Raw genomic sequence first — 14,004 nt, 5'->3', positions numbered from 1 at the left:
TCGCCCGGCGATTCGTAACAAAGCATTAGAGGTCCAGCGCATGTCCGCTACGCATCCCACCGCCGCCGATCACCACGACGACCACCACGACGACCACCACGGTCACAAGCAGAGTTTCGTGGAGCGTTGGTTCTTCTCGACCAACCACAAGGACATCGGCACGCTGTATCTGGTGTTCTCCTTCGTGATGTTCATCATCGGCGCAGCGATGAGCGTCATCATCCGCACCGAGTTGGCCACCCCGGGCCTGCAGCATGTCAGCCCCGAGTTCTTCAACCAGATGACCACCATGCATGCGCTGGTGATGATCTTCGGTGGCGTCATGCCGGCCTTCGTCGGCCTCGCCAACTGGATGATCCCGCTGCAGATCGGCGCGCCGGACATGGCGATGCCGCGCATGAACAACTGGTCCTTCTGGATCATGCCGTTCGCCTTCACCCTGCTGCTGCTCACGCTGTTCCTGCCCGGCGGCGGCCCGGCCGGTGGTTGGACGCTGTATCCGCCGCTGTCGCTGCAGGCGGGCGCGGGCTTCTCCTTCACCATCTTCGCCATCCACATGATGGGCATCAGCTCGATCATGGGCGCGATCAACATCATCGCCACCGTGCTCAACATGCGTGCGCCGGGCGTTGACCTCTTGAAGATGCCGATCTTCTGCTGGACCTGGCTGATCACCGCCTTCCTGCTGATCGCCGTCATGCCGGTGCTCGCCGGTGCGGTCACGATGCTGCTGACCGACAAGTTCTTCGCCACCAGCTTCTTCAATGCAGCCGGCGGCGGCGACCCGGTGATGTACCAGCACATCTTCTGGTTCTTCGGTCACCCCGAGGTCTACATCATGATCCTGCCGGCCTTCGGCGTGGTCAGTGAAGTGATCCCGACCTTCAGCCGCAAGCCGCTGTTCGGCTACCAGGCCATGGTGTACGCGACCGCCGCGATCGCCTTCCTGTCGTTCATCGTCTGGGCCCACCACATGTTCACCGTGGGCATGCCGCTGGGCGGCGAGATCTACTTCATGTTCGCGACGATGCTGATCTCGGTGCCGACCGGCGTGAAGGTGTTCAATTGGGTCAGCACGATGTGGAAAGGCTCGATGACGTTCGAGGCCCCGATGTTGTGGGCGATCGGCTTCGTCTTCCTGTTCACCATCGGCGGCTTCTCCGGCCTGATGCTGGCGATCGTGCCTGCCGACTTCCAGTACCACGACACCTACTTCGTGGTCGCGCACTTCCACTACGTGCTGGTGACCGGCGCCCTGTTCTCGATCATCGGCGCCGTCTATTACTGGTGGCCGAAGTGGACTGGCCGCATGTACAGCCAGTGGTGGGCGGGCTTCCACTTCTGGTGGACGATGGTCTTCGTCAACCTGCTGTTCTTCCCGCAGCACTTCCTGGGCCTGGCCGGTATGCCGCGTCGTATCCCGGATTACAACGTCGTGTTCGCGGACTGGAACCTGGTCAGCTCGATCGGTGCGTTCGGCATGTTTGTGACGCCGTTCATGATGGCGTGGATCCTGTGGCGCTCGCTCAAGACCGGTGACAAGGCTGCGGCTCGTTCCTGGGAGGGCGCGCGTGGCCTGGAGTGGACCGTGCCGTCGCCGGCGCCGCACCACACCTTTGAGCTGCCGCCGGTGATCAAGCCGGGCGATCTCGCTCACGACGACGACGCGCACTGAGTACATGACGGCGATGACCGACCACGACGCCAACGACAGCCGCACGCTTGAAGCGCGACGTCGTGCTGCGCGTAGTACGGCCTTGATCGTCGCGTTGATCGCGGTCGGGATCTATGCGGCCTTCATCCTGTCCGGGGTGTTGAACTCGTGACCGACGTGCCTGCCCCGCGCAAGCATCGCGGCTTCGCCAAGATGATCTTAGTGGCCCTGGGCGCGTTCGCCTTCAGTTTCGCGTTGGTGCCGCTGTATCGCATCGCCTGCGAGAAGGTGTTCGGCATCCGTCTGGCGCAAACGGCGTCCGATGCCCAGGCCGCTACCATCGCGCCAGGCAAGGAGCGTTGGGTCACCGTGCAATTCGACGGGGGCGTTAACTCCGCTCTGCCGTGGGAATTCAAGCCACACCAGCTCAGCATGCAGGTGCAGCCGGGCAAGCAATACGAAACCACCTATTACGCGAAGAACACCAGTAAACGTGTCATCGTGGGTAGCGCGGTGCCGTCGGTGGCGCCAGCACGTGGTTCCAAGTACTTCAACAAAACCGAATGCTTCTGCTTCACCGCGCAGAAGCTCGAAGCGGGCGAATCGCGTGACATGCCAGTGCGCTTCATCGTCGATCCGGCACTGCCGGCCGATGTGAAGACACTGACCTTGTCCTACGCCTTCTTCCGCAATGACACCCTCACGGCCCAGGCAAACGCTGCCGCGCCCTGACCGAACGACGCAAGAGAGAACGACATGGCACAAGCCCACGCTAGCGAACACCGCAATCCGAACGTGTATTACGTTCCGGCCCAAAGCCGTTGGCCGATCTGGGCCTCGGTCGCGCTGTTCATCACCATGGTCGGTTTCGCCACCTGGCTGAACGAAGTGAGCTGGGGCAAGACCGTGTTCCTGCTCGGCGTGGCGTTCCTGTCCGCGATCATCTTCAAGTGGTTTGCCGATGTCATCACCGAGTCGCTGCGTGGCTACTACAACAAGCAGGTCGACAACTCCTTCCGCATGGGCATGGTGTGGTTCATTTTCTCCGAGGTGATGTTCTTCGCCGCCTTCTTTGGCGCGCTGTTCTACACCCGCACGTTCGCGTTGCCGTGGCTCAACGGTGAAGGCGATGGCGCGATGACCAACGCGCTGTTGTGGCAGGGCTATTCGGCCGGTTGGCCGAGCAATGGCCCGGCCACCATCGGCGGCTACTTCCAGACCGTGGGCGCCTGGGGCCTGCCGCTGCTCAATACGTTGATCCTTTTGACGTCGGGCGTGACCATCACCATCGCCCACCACGCACTGAAAGACGGCAAGCGCGGCACCTTGCTGCTGTTCTTGGGCCTTACCATCCTCTTGGGCTGCGTCTTCCTGTTCTTCCAGGCGGAGGAATACATCCACGCTTGGGGCGGCCTCAACCTGACCCTGGGCTCGGGCATTTATGGCTCGACCTTCTACATGCTCACCGGCTTCCATGGCCTGCACGTGACGCTCGGCACGCTGATGCTGATCATCATCTGGCTACGTTGTCTGAAGGGTCACTTCACCGCCAAGGATCACTTCGGTTTCGAAGCCGTGGCCTGGTACTGGCACTTCGTCGACGTGGTCTGGCTGGGCCTGTTCTTGTTCGTCTACGTGCTCTGATCGCGGCGGCATAGCCCGGTCCCGACATGCAAGAGGCCGGCAATGCCGGCCTCTTTTGTCTTTGCGATGTTTGATTGACTAACCGGGATTACTACCCACGCCATGCGGCACGATCCAGCCCATCTTGATCGACAGCACCAACAGCAGGATCAGGACCACCGAGATGGCGATGCGCTTGGTCAGCGCATTGACCGTGCGCTTGGACTCGCCCTTGTCGGTCAACATGTAATAGAGACCGGCGCCCAGGTTCCAGACGATGGCAATCAGGAAGGCGACGATGAGCAGGGTTTTGAGTTCGGGACTAATCATGCACGGCACTTTACTCCGGTTTGCGTCCCGATGAGCGGAGCGCTGCGATGAATCGGCATGCCGCCACCCCGGTGATTGGCTGGACCATAGCGATTGTCTTGATGGCGATAGGCTGCGCCTTGGGTACATGGCAGTTGCGACGCATGCACCAGAAGGAAACGATGCTGGCCTCGGTCGCCACGGTATTGCGAGAGCGCACGCCGCAGCCGCTGGCCATCGCCAGCGACGACACGCGCAAGCAAACCTACGATTGGGCCGCAGGCGAGGGCCGGTTCCTGCAGCAGCCTGCTTGGCTTGTGGACAACCAGCAGCGCGATGGTCGACCGGGCGTGCGGGTGTTCCGCCTGTTCAAGCCTCTGGGCAATGGGATGCCGCTGCTGGTCGAAATGGGCTGGATGCCGGTTGGCGCGGCGCGCCAGATGCCAGTGGTCGGTTCTGCGCCAGCGGCCACCATCGCCATCAAAGGCTTGCTGTTGCCACCACCGTCGAGCGGGCTGTTGGCAGGCGCGGAGAGCCAGACCCCGGATGGCCAGCATTTGGTGATCGCCCTCGACCCGGCGACAATAGCGACCCGGAGTGGCGTGGCCCGCATTGCACCGCGCGTGCTGCGCCTGGACCCGGATATGCCCCTCGGCCATGCGCGCGACCTGGACGTGCTGCCGAACACCCTGCCACCGGAACGGCATCTCGGTTACGCCGTGCAATGGTTTGCACTGGCGGCAGCCGTGCTGATCATCGCCATTCTGCTCACCTTGCGACAACGCCGACGCCCATGAACGATCCGACGCCCAGCCAACTCCATGCACGCAAGCGCAACCGTAATGCGTTGATGTTGATCGCGTTGATGATCTTCGGCAGTTTTCTCATCGCAGGAGCGTTGCGCTTCTCCGGCTGGCGCCCGGAAGGCATGAAAAACAAGGGCGAGTTGCTGGAGCCGCCGGGCGATCTGCGTGAAGTACATCCGCAACTGGTCGAAGGTGGCGAGTACGAATGGAACCCGGTTGAGCGTCATTGGCGCATCCTGGTAGCGGCGCCGCGCCAATGCGGCAGCCCTTGCGATCAGCTTGCAAATGATCTCGACAAGGTCTGGCAACTCACCGGTCGCGAGGCCGACCGCGTGCAGATCTTCTGGCTGGGCCAAGTGCCTGCCAATGCACCGGGGATGAGCCACCAGCGCGCCCTGCGTGACCAGCCTGCCCTTCGCGCCGCATTGCCAGGTTCCGATGTGAGCGGGCCGGTGACCTACATCGTCGATCCATACGGCTTCGCGATCCTGCGATATGTTCCCGGCCATGATCCGGGTGATCTGCGTAGCGACCTGTCCAAATTGTTGAAACTCAAATGAACGCACGCATCCACGGTTCGGGCTGGGCCCGCCACTTCCATCGCATCGCGTGGCTCGCCGTTGGACTGGCGCTGTGCGTGATCGTGTTCGGCGCATTCGTGCGCCTGTCGCATGCGGGCCTGTCCTGCCCGGACTGGCCTACCTGCTACGGTCGCGCTACCTGGCCCAAGGCGGTAGGCGATGTCACGGACCATGTCGCCAGCAGCATTCGTCAATTCGATGGCAACCGCGCCTGGCGCGAGCAGGTGCATCGTCATCTTGCTGCCACGCTTGGCGTGTTGGTGCTTATTCTTGCCTTGCTCGGCGCACGTCGCCGTCCGCGCGGCATAGCCCAAGTGCTTGGCGCAGCATTGCTGGTAGGCATCGCCATCCCGATGTACATGCATGGTGAGCATGTCATCGCGAGCATCCTTGCGTTAGCGGGTGAGGCGATCTTGCTGGCCGCAGCATGGCGTTGGTCCAATACCGATCTTGCACGCGTGTCCGTATTGACACTTGCTGTGATCATCTTCCAGGCATTGCTTGGGATGTGGACGGTTACCTGGCTGCTGAAGCCCATCGTGGTGATGGGGCATCTGCTTGGCGGGATGACAACGCTTGGCCTGCTTGCATGGATGGCGTGGCGCGCGACGGACTCACCCTTGCGCGCGGTCGATGAACACAGCCTGCGGATGTGGTTGCGCGTGGGTCTGGGCGTGTTGATGGTGCAGATCGCGCTCGGCGGCTGGGTCAGTGCCAACTACGCCGCGCTCGCGTGTGGCGTGCAGTTTCCGAAGTGCCTGGGTGAATGGTGGCCACCGCATGACTTTGGCGAGGCTCTGGTGCTGTGGCGTGGTATCGGCGTGGACTACGAAGGGGGCGTCCTGGATGCCTCGGCACGTACGGCGATCCAGATGATGCACCGCATCTTTGCCTGCGTGGTGCTGGTCTACATGGCGACGCTGGTCATGCGCCTGCTGCGCGTGCCCGGCATGCGCGGCTGGGCACTGTTGCTGGGCGCATTGACGCTGGGGCAACTGGGCCTCGGCATCGCCAATGTGTTGATGGGTCTGCCGCTGAAGGTTGCAGTGCTGCACAACGCAGGCGCGGCCATGTTGCTCTTGGTGCTGGTTACCTTGCTCGCTCGCCTGGCACCCTTGGCACAGGAGCGCTGACGTCATGCACGTGCGCGATTACTGGGCACTAACCAAGCCACGCGTGGTGGCGCTGATCGTGTTCACCGCCCTGGTGGGGATGTTCCTTGCTGTGCCCGGATTGCCGCCACTCAAGGAAAGCGTGTTTGGTTTGCTGGGCATCTGGCTGGCGGCCGCAAGCGCCGCCGCCATCAACCATCTCATCGATCAACGCATTGATGCGGTCATGGCGCGCACGGCAAATCGCCCGTTGCCCACGGGCGCTTTGAATGGTCGGCAAGTGTTGCTGTTCGCCATCGCGCTGGGCGTTTTGTCGATGTTGCTGCTGGTGATCTTCGTCAACCCGATCACCGCGCTGCTGACGTTTGCCTCGCTGATCGGCTACGCCATCATCTACACGGGCTGGCTCAAGCGCGCGACGCCGCAGAACATCGTCATAGGTGGCATTGCTGGCGCTGCACCACCGTTGCTCGGTTGGGCCGCCGTCACCGGCATGCAAGGCCCGTGGGACTGGGGCCATGCGCTGCTGCTGGTGTTGATCATCTTCGTGTGGACGCCGCCGCACTTCTGGGCATTGGCCATCTTCCGCCGCGACGATTACGCGCGCGCCTTGATCCCGATGTTGCCGGTGACCCATGGCGTGAACTACACGCGCTGGCAGATTTTGCTCTACACCGTGCTGCTGTTCGTTGCCACGCTCCTGCCATGGGTGACGGGCATGAGTGGCGTGTTCTATCTCGGCGGCGCGGTGGTGCTGGGTCTCGTCTTCATCTGGTACGCGTGGAAGTTGCTGGACCCGCCGGACGAATTCTTCGCCATGCGGGTGTTCAATTATTCGGTGGTGTACCTGATGGCGTTGTTCGCGTTCCTGCTCATCGACCACTGGCTGATGCCGTGGCTGGGCGGCTCGCCGGTCATGACCTTCGAGCCGGTGCCCTGACGCTCAGCCCAGCAGGGCCTGCACGCCCAGGTTGATCGCCAACCCGCCAACGATCAAATAGACGAACAGCAAGCCTGCGAGCAGCATCGGACGCATCCCCGCCTGCTTGATCGCGATGGCGTGCGTGCGCAGGCCCAGCGCCGCCATGGCGGTGGCGAGCAAGAACGTGTCGAACAGCAGGATGGCATCGACCCAGGCCTTCGGTAGCAGGTGCAAAGAATTGAACGCACCCACGCACAGGAACAGGATCGCGAACCAGGGGATCACTAGTTTCGATTTGCCGGTTCCGCCTGACTTCGCACGCATCCATGCCGACAACGTCAGCAGAAAGGGAGCGAGCAAGATGACGCGGATCATCTTCTCGATGACGGCGGTGTTTGCAGCCTCCTGACTCACCGCGCGGCCAGCGACCACGACCTGCGCGACTTCATGGATGGTCGAGCCTGCATAAACACCGTAAGCGTGCGCATCCAGCCCGAATGGCACCCGCAGGAACGGATACAGAAACATGCCGATGGTGCCGAACACCACCACCGTCGCCACCGCCACGGACACCTTATGTGCCTGCGCCTTGACGACGGGCTCCGTCGCCATCACCGCGGCTGCGCCGCAGATCGATGCGCCGGAGCCGATCAGCATGGCGAGGTCGCGATCCATGCCGAGCAAGCGCCCCAGCCATATCGCCAGCAAGAAGACACTGGCCACGATCAACACCGCGATCACGACGCCGGACAGTCCCACGCCCAAAATGTCCTGAAAGGTCAGGCGAAAGCCGAACAGGACGATGCCCGCGCGCAGCAGCATGGTGCGCGAGTAATCGAGGCCGGCCCCCAGGTTGCCGGCAATGCGCGGAAAGAAGGTGTTGCCGATGAAGATACCCAGGATGATCGCCAGCGGCAGTGCGCTCATCCCGATTGATTCCACCGCCGGGATGCGCGCAAGCAACATGCTGGCCAGACCAATTGCGGCAGCGAACAGAAGGCCGGGCGCGCGCAATGCCCACACGGAGGTGGGGCGATGGGATGTGGGTTGAGTCATCGCTTGGCGGGTGGACGAAAGTGCGAATTATCGCCCACCTCGTCAGTCAACATCATTTATCCAGCAAATACGTCTTCCAGAACTGCATACTGGCCGCGTTGAAATAATCGCTGTTGGCCTTCTTGCGAAAGCCATGACCCTCGTCATCGAACAGCAGGTACCAGACCGGGCCGCCGTTGTCGCGCGCAGCCTTGGCGATTTGCTCGGCTTCCGTCCATGGCACGCGCGGGTCGTTCTTGCCCTGTGCGACAAACAGTGCCGACTGGATCTTGTACGCGTTCTTGAGCGGGGAGATCTTGTCGAAGACGGCGCGCATCGCCGGGTCGCGTTCATCGCCGTACTCGGCGCGACGCAGGTCGCGGCGATAGCTCTCTGTATTGGTGAGGAAGGTAACGAAGTCCGAGATGCCCACCACATCAATACCCGCACGAATTTTTTCGGGGTAATGTTGCAAGGACGCCAGCACCATGTAGCCGCCGTAACTGCCGCCCATCACGCCCACGCGCGAGGCATCGAGTTCCGGCTGCTGGGCGATCCAATCGAGCAGCGCACCGATATCGCGTACCGAGTCCTCGCGCTTCTCGGCGTTGTCCAACGACAGGTACGTCTTGCCGTAACCACTCGACCCGCGCACGTTGGGCACCAACATCGCCACGCCCATTTCGTTGGCCAGGAATTGCGCCGTCGGGTTGAATGACGGGTAGGACTGGCCTTCCGGGCCGCCGTGGATGTTGATGATCACCGGCAGTTTGCCGCTGGCCTTTGCTGGCTTGTAATAGAACGCGGGAATGGTGCGTGGCTTGCCATCGACCTCATCAAAGGTGGGATAGCGGATGAGCGAAGGCGCGACGAAGGTCGAGGCATCCAGGCCGCCCACTTCGCTGCGTGTCCAGCGGGTGGATTGCTGGGCGGCGAGATCGATCACATAGATGTCGCTGGGCGAGGTGGCGCTGTTGAGCGTCACGGCCAAGCGCTTGCCGTCCGGGGAAAATGAGGCGCCGGAAATCACCCCGATGGGCAGTTCGGGCAAGGCGACTTCCTGCATCGACGGCAGGGCCAATACACGCAGGTGGGTGATGCCGTCTTCGTTGCTGGTATAGGCGAGGCGGCTGCCGTCCTGGCTGATGTCGAAGCCCTGCACGTCCCAATCGATCACCGGCCCTACGCGACGAAGCTGGTTGGTGTGGATGTCGTGATAGCGCAGTGACTTGAATTCCTGCGCCTGCCCGTCCAGCGGTTCGTCGGAGATGAAGTACACGCCCTTGCCATCGGGCGCGAACGCGAAACGACCGAACGAGGCCTTGCCGCCATCGACCGGGAACATCTCCAGCTTGCCGGTTTCGACGTTCACCGCGCCGGGATAAGACTCGGCAGCGGAGACGTATTTCATCACCAGGAGTTCTTTGCCATCGGGCGAGAAATCCATCGGCGTCCAGCTACCGCCTTCCTTCAACAGCAGTCGCGACTCACCGGTTCGCGTGTTGCGAATCCAGATGTCGCGATCCGCGCCATTGCGCGCGGTGCTGCTGTAGGCCATCAGGCCACCGTCGCGGGTCAGTGTGGTGCCGCCGTTCTGGCTGCGCTTGCCATCGGTCAGCAGCGTGGTGCTGCGCGTGGCCTCGTCGAACCAGTAGAGTTGGCTGAACTCATCACCGCCCTTGTCCTTGGCAAACACGAAACCTTTGCGCCATGCCTTGGCCGGTGACGCGGTGACACCCGATATCGGCTCTGGGTAAAAGGTCAGCTGCTCACGCATCCCCAGCGGTTGGCAGGCGCGATGCACCTGCGCGGTTTCGGCGAAGCGCGTGCTGATGAGCAGGCAACCATCATTCGTCCAGCCTTCGACGCTCGCGCCGCGCGTGTTCTGGTAGCGATTGAGTTGCTCGATGAGCGCAGGATCGATCGATGGCACGTTCTCTGTCGTGCGGTTGCCCACCGTTTCGCGCTTGACCGTGGCGACGGGCTGGGTGAAAGCGGGGAATACAAGCAGCGCCAAAGCGCCGGCAACGAGGGGTGGGGAAAGACGCATGGCAACGGCTCCGTCGTGGCGATAGTCCGTCGAGGGTAAACCGATTGGAGCGAGCACGGCTGGGCCGGGTCGACTGCGGCGTGTTTAGTGGATAGGCGGAGTGTGCTTGATGAAATGATTAGGTTGTTGTACTGCCATTCGGGGTGTCGAAAAGCCCGAACCGGTCGATGCCAGCCAGGACGATGAATGCTAATAGTGTGCCTCCAACACCATATATCGCATCCACAGGGTCGCGTGTATTAAGTAGGGGGATTAGATACTCATATGTCACGTTGATTAGTATCAGCAGCAAGCCGATCAATACGATCAACCTCATTTTTGCCCCCGCAAGGAGACAGACATAGCCTGCTGTTGCATACAGGATGTAGGAAATTGAGAGGTTGGAAACGTGACTGTAGAAGTCGGGCGCAAGTGAGGTGATGAAGTCTTGGCGGAAAACCCCAGGTTTCCTCCCAAAAAACAACATGAAAACCACGGCAAAAATAACAAAATGCACTAATGAAGCTAGTGGATATGGCAGGCGACGAAACTCTGGCAAAGAGGCATTCAAATTTGTTTACTCAAGTTATTTAAAGGTTGCGCTGTAGAAGCCACCCATGTCACACGCGTGAGTGGCTGCGATAGGGCGCAGATTCTCTTGTCCTCGCAAGCTTAAGTGCGCATACGTGTTTGTAACTCACGGAGTTCATCTTTTTCCGCAGGCGTCATGCCAGAGGTGCCGACTTCGCGCATACGCGTCATCAATTCGTCGATGCGTTGCTGCAGGGTCTGCTTGGCCAGCTGCGCCAGCACATCGTCGAATTCGGCCTGCCAGCTGGCGGCATCGCCCGGCAAGCTGACACTTGCTAGTTTTTGTAGTGAGGCGGCTTCGTCGCGCTCGGCGAAAAGTTCAAGCAGGCCGCCGGTGGAAATATCCGGGCGCATCTGCACGACATCCAGCAATTCAGTCAGCAGCTCGACGCCCGGCTGCCGGAGACCGGCGAAGACATAGGGAATCGCGGCTTCCAATCCCAGTGAAGGCTGTTGCAATAGCAGCGTGATCGCACTGCGCACCAGGCTGCGCTTGGGCGTGGTGTTAGCACCAGATTGCGCGTGCGCCCGCTGTACCGGCACATGTGTCTGCGGCGATGCCTGGCGTGCGCCGACGCCAGTGAGTTCAGTAAGGCGCTGGCGCATCAGGTCGCCAAACGCGCCGTCCGGAATCTGCGCCAGGTACGGCTTGGCGCGTTCGGCCAAGCGTCCCTTGCCCTCGAGCGTGTGCAGCTGCACATCCTGCGAGAGCTCGTCGAAGAAGAATTGCGACAGTGGCGTTGCACTGGCAAGTCGCGTGTTGAAACCATCCGCACCTTCGTTGCGTACGATGGTGTCCGGGTCTTCGCCATCGGGCAGGAACAGGAAGAAGGCCTGCCGCCCGTCCTTCATGCGCGGCAAGACTGATTCCATCGCACGCGTCGCTGCGCGACGGCCTGCCGCATCGCCATCGAAACAAAAATAGACATCCGGCGCGTTGCGGAACAACAGCTCTGCATGATCCGGGGTCGTCGCGGTGCCGAGCGTGGCAACAGCCTCATGAATGCCGTGCTGGAACAGCGCGACGACATCCATATAGCCTTCCACCACGATCAGGCGCGTGATCTTCTGGTTCGCCTGCCGTACTTGCCACAGGCCATACAGCTCGCGGCCTTTGTGGAATAGCGGGGTTTCCGGCGAGTTGAGGTACTTCGGTGAATCGTCCTTCGACAACACGCGCCCGCCGAACGCGATCACCCGGCCGCGGCGGTCGTGGATCGGGAACATGATGCGATGACGGAACTTGTCGTACACGTGACCGCGTTCGTTGCGCGAGAACATGCCGGCTTTTTCCAGCAACTGCAGGCGTCGCGCATCGGTGCCGAGCGCATCTTTCAAGGCGCTGAAACCTTCTGGCGCATAGCCGATGCTGAAGCGTTCGCGCGTGCTTGCATCGACATCGCGCCCGTCCAGATAGGCGGTGGCCGCAGGTGTTTGCTGGAGTTGCTTCTGGAAGAATCGTTGCGCGGCTTCCAGCGCGTTGAACAGCGACTGCGCTTCGGGATCGGCATTGCGCTGCGCGGTCTCGCGCGGCACTTCCATGCCGACGCGCTTGGCGAGTTCTTCCATCGCATCAAGGAATTCCATGCGGTCGTAATTCATCAGGAAGCTGATCGCGGTGCCATGCGCGCCGCAGCCGAAGCAGTGATAGAACTGCTTGGTCGGCGAGACCGTGAACGAAGGGGAGCGCTCGTCGTGGAAGGGGCATCGCGCGGAATATTCGCGGCCTTGCTTCTTCAGCGGTACGCGCGCGCCGACCACTTCGACGATGTCGCTGCGCGCGAGCAAATCATCAATGAAAGCATCAGGGATGCGTGCCATGCTCAGGCCTCCGGCAACTTGCCCATCCGCTCATCGACCGTCGCGGTAACGACCGCGCCGACGAACAGGATGATGGAGGCGTAATAAACCCACAGCATCGCCAATACCAGTGCGCCCATCGCGCCATACGCATTGGCGGTGGACGCGCTGGCCAAGTACCAGGTGATGCCCATGCGGCCCAGCACGAACAGCACGGCGGTGAACGCGCCACCCGCGAGGGCGAGACGCCAGCGCACGCGGCGATCCGGCAGGAAGTGGTACATGAAAGCGAAGGCGAGGGTGTAGACCAAGAGCGATGCCATCGTGGCGAGGGCAGGCTGCAATGAATCGAAACGACTCAGCATCAAATGCAGCACCGTAGTGACCGTCATCGACACCAGCAGCAGGAAGCCCAGGGCCATGAGCACGCCAAAGGAGAACAGGCGCTTCTTCAACCATTCGCCTATGCCGCTCAGTTTCGTTGCATCGGTACGGAAGATGCGGTTCAGCGCTTCCTGCAGTTGCGCGAACACGGCGGTGGCACCGATGAGTAGCAACAAGATGCTCCACCATCCAGCAAGCGAGCTTGTGTCCGGCGCACTGCGTGCGTTCTCGACGACCGCACGCGCAACGCCTTCGGTTTCCGGGCCGGCCAACTGGCTGACCTGTGCCAATACGGCCTGCTGTATTGCCGGATTGGAGGCAGTGATCCATAGCAGCAGCAGCATCAATGGCGCGAGTGACAGCACGGCATAGAACGCGAGTGCTGCCGCTTGTGTGATGACGTCGGCGTCCAGGAAGCGGCGGAGCAAGGCCAGCGGCAGATGGCCGAAGCTGGCCCGACGTACCCGCGCTTGCACGGGCGGTGGCGGCGGTGCGCCATCGGCCTCGGTAATGGAGCCCTTTTGGGTGGGGTCGAGTTGCGCCAACACTTCGCCCTGATCTTCAGGACTTGTGGATGCGTGCGGGGTGTTCGCGCTCATCAAACCAGTATGCCGCCACCGTGTGCGGCAGGCTCAGCCGGCCAGCTTCTGCTTAATCAGCTTGGATACCAGGCCCATGTCGGCCTGTCCTGCCAGCTTCGGCTTGAGCACGCCCATCAGCTTGCCCATGTCGGCGGGGCCTGCGGCACCGGTCTGGGCGATGGCGGCGTCGATGGCGGCAAGGATCTCGGCCTCGCCCATCTTTTCGGGCAGATAGGTGTCGATGATGGCCATTTCGTCGCGCTCGATCTGGGCCAGGTCTTCGCGATTCGCCGCCTCGAACTGGCTAATCGAGTCCTTGCGCTGCTTGACCATCTTCTCCAGCACGGCAAGCACGGCAGCATCGTCCAGCTCGATGCGCTCGTCGACTTCGCGCTGCTTGATGGCAGCGTTGATCAGGCGGATGACCGCCAGACGCGGCTTGTCGCCTGCCTTCATGGCGGTCTTCATGTCATCGGTGAGCTGGGTCTTGAGCGACATCGTTATTCCTTGGAGGGTTGGGGCGCGAAAACACGAAAAGCCGGCTTGCGGGCCGGCTTCGTGGAGCGCATCGCTGCAC

General features: G+C 61.7%; 15 protein-coding genes. 8 read left to right on the top strand and 7 right to left on the bottom strand.

Annotated elements, in window-relative coordinates; translation table 11 throughout:
• Positions 1-40: 40 nt before the first annotated feature.
• The 4 genes from ctaD to BW989_RS03800 are packed head-to-tail and all read left to right on the top strand — an operon-like array spanning position 41 to position 3,298.
• Entirely contained in the window at positions 41-1,675 is a 1,635-nt protein-coding gene (gene ctaD, locus BW989_RS03810) for a cytochrome c oxidase subunit I (protein ID WP_076585567.1), read from the top strand.
• Between the two features lie 4 nt (positions 1,676-1,679).
• Entirely contained in the window at positions 1,680-1,826 is a 147-nt protein-coding gene (locus BW989_RS12555) for a hypothetical protein (protein ID WP_165688548.1), read from the top strand.
• Entirely contained in the window at positions 1,823-2,386 is a 564-nt protein-coding gene (locus tag BW989_RS03805) for a cytochrome c oxidase assembly protein (protein WP_278245850.1), read from the top strand. Before BW989_RS12555 ends, BW989_RS03805 begins: the two co-directional genes overlap by 4 nt.
• 24 nt (positions 2,387-2,410) lie before the next feature.
• The gene (locus BW989_RS03800) at positions 2,411-3,298 is read left to right on the top strand and encodes a cytochrome c oxidase subunit 3 (RefSeq protein ID WP_076585565.1); all 888 of its coding nucleotides are present in this window, start codon (positions 2,411-2,413) and stop codon (positions 3,296-3,298) included.
• A gap of 78 nt (positions 3,299-3,376) precedes the next feature.
• Here BW989_RS03800 and BW989_RS03795 read toward each other — a convergent pair whose 3' ends face one another.
• The gene (locus BW989_RS03795) at positions 3,377-3,604 is read right to left on the bottom strand and encodes a twin transmembrane helix small protein (RefSeq protein WP_076586400.1); all 228 of its coding nucleotides are present in this window, start codon (positions 3,602-3,604) and stop codon (positions 3,377-3,379) included.
• Positions 3,605-3,654: 50 nt separating this feature from the next.
• Here BW989_RS03795 and BW989_RS03790 point away from each other — a divergent pair, with 50 nt between their 5' ends.
• The 4 genes from BW989_RS03790 to cyoE are packed head-to-tail and all read left to right on the top strand — an operon-like array spanning position 3,655 to position 7,025.
• Entirely contained in the window at positions 3,655-4,383 is a 729-nt protein-coding gene (locus tag BW989_RS03790) for an SURF1 family protein (RefSeq protein WP_076585563.1), read from the top strand.
• On the top strand, positions 4,380-4,952 hold the full coding sequence (locus BW989_RS03785) for a hypothetical protein (RefSeq protein WP_076585561.1): 573 nt from the start codon (positions 4,380-4,382) through the stop codon (positions 4,950-4,952). The genes BW989_RS03790 and BW989_RS03785 overlap by 4 nt, the downstream gene beginning before the upstream one ends.
• Positions 4,949-6,106, top strand: a complete 1,158-nt coding sequence (locus BW989_RS03780) for a COX15/CtaA family protein (protein WP_076585559.1) — start codon at positions 4,949-4,951, stop codon at positions 6,104-6,106. The genes BW989_RS03785 and BW989_RS03780 overlap by 4 nt, the downstream gene beginning before the upstream one ends.
• Positions 6,107-6,110: 4 nt before the next feature.
• Entirely contained in the window at positions 6,111-7,025 is a 915-nt protein-coding gene (cyoE, locus tag BW989_RS03775; RefSeq protein ID WP_076585557.1) for a heme o synthase, read from the top strand.
• A gap of 3 nt (positions 7,026-7,028) precedes the next feature.
• On the opposite strand, the gene BW989_RS03770 is transcribed toward cyoE, so the two are convergent.
• The 6 genes from BW989_RS03770 to BW989_RS03745 all read right to left on the bottom strand — a co-directional run bounded on the left by BW989_RS03770 (position 7,029) and on the right by BW989_RS03745 (position 13,925).
• Complete coding sequence (locus BW989_RS03770; RefSeq protein ID WP_076585555.1) at positions 7,029-8,063, bottom strand: YeiH family protein; 1,035 nt, start codon at positions 8,061-8,063, stop codon at positions 7,029-7,031.
• 52 nt (positions 8,064-8,115) lie between these two features.
• Positions 8,116-10,092, bottom strand: coding sequence for a S9 family peptidase (locus tag BW989_RS03765; RefSeq protein WP_083688198.1), 1,977 nt, complete (start codon positions 10,090-10,092; stop codon positions 8,116-8,118).
• Positions 10,093-10,210: 118 nt separating this feature from the next.
• Positions 10,211-10,642 (bottom strand): hypothetical protein, encoded by a 432-nt coding sequence (locus BW989_RS12315; protein WP_129582805.1) that lies wholly within the window; start codon positions 10,640-10,642, stop codon positions 10,211-10,213.
• 101 nt (positions 10,643-10,743) lie between these two features.
• Positions 10,744-12,483, bottom strand: a complete 1,740-nt coding sequence (dnaG, locus tag BW989_RS03755; protein ID WP_076585553.1) for a DNA primase — start codon at positions 12,481-12,483, stop codon at positions 10,744-10,746.
• A gap of 2 nt (positions 12,484-12,485) precedes the next feature.
• Positions 12,486-13,445: a YihY/virulence factor BrkB family protein gene (locus tag BW989_RS03750; protein ID WP_083688194.1), complete on the bottom strand. Its 960-nt coding sequence runs from the start codon at positions 13,443-13,445 to the stop codon at positions 12,486-12,488.
• A 33-nt stretch (positions 13,446-13,478) separates the two neighbouring features.
• Entirely contained in the window at positions 13,479-13,925 is a 447-nt protein-coding gene (locus BW989_RS03745; RefSeq protein WP_076585549.1) for a GatB/YqeY domain-containing protein, read from the bottom strand.
• Between the last annotated feature and the right edge of the window lie 79 nt (positions 13,926-14,004).

It is taken from the genome of Solilutibacter tolerans (assembly GCF_900155935.1).
In the GTDB taxonomy this organism is placed as follows: domain Bacteria; phylum Pseudomonadota; class Gammaproteobacteria; order Xanthomonadales; family Xanthomonadaceae; genus Solilutibacter; species Solilutibacter tolerans.
This window is presented reverse-complemented; position numbering and strand designations above follow the sequence as displayed.

Coding starts and splice junctions, on each gene's coding strand:
- BW989_RS03765 (WP_083688198.1), bottom strand. CDS start 10,092: ATGCGTCTTTCCCCACCCCTCGTTGCCGGCGCTTTGGCGCTGCTTGTA.
- dnaG (WP_076585553.1), bottom strand. CDS start 12,483: ATGGCACGCATCCCTGATGCTTTCATTGATGATTTGCTCGCGCGCAGC.
- BW989_RS03770 (WP_076585555.1), bottom strand. CDS start 8,063: ATGACTCAACCCACATCCCATCGCCCCACCTCCGTGTGGGCATTGCGC.
- BW989_RS03780 (WP_076585559.1), top strand. CDS start 4,949: ATGAACGCACGCATCCACGGTTCGGGCTGGGCCCGCCACTTCCATCGC.
- BW989_RS03750 (WP_083688194.1), bottom strand. CDS start 13,445: ATGAGCGCGAACACCCCGCACGCATCCACAAGTCCTGAAGATCAGGGC.
- cyoE (WP_076585557.1), top strand. CDS start 6,111: ATGCACGTGCGCGATTACTGGGCACTAACCAAGCCACGCGTGGTGGCG.
- ctaD (WP_076585567.1), top strand. CDS start 41: ATGTCCGCTACGCATCCCACCGCCGCCGATCACCACGACGACCACCAC.
- BW989_RS03800 (WP_076585565.1), top strand. CDS start 2,411: ATGGCACAAGCCCACGCTAGCGAACACCGCAATCCGAACGTGTATTAC.
- BW989_RS03745 (WP_076585549.1), bottom strand. CDS start 13,925: ATGTCGCTCAAGACCCAGCTCACCGATGACATGAAGACCGCCATGAAG.
- BW989_RS12555 (WP_165688548.1), top strand. CDS start 1,680: ATGACGGCGATGACCGACCACGACGCCAACGACAGCCGCACGCTTGAA.
- BW989_RS03785 (WP_076585561.1), top strand. CDS start 4,380: ATGAACGATCCGACGCCCAGCCAACTCCATGCACGCAAGCGCAACCGT.
- BW989_RS03790 (WP_076585563.1), top strand. CDS start 3,655: ATGAATCGGCATGCCGCCACCCCGGTGATTGGCTGGACCATAGCGATT.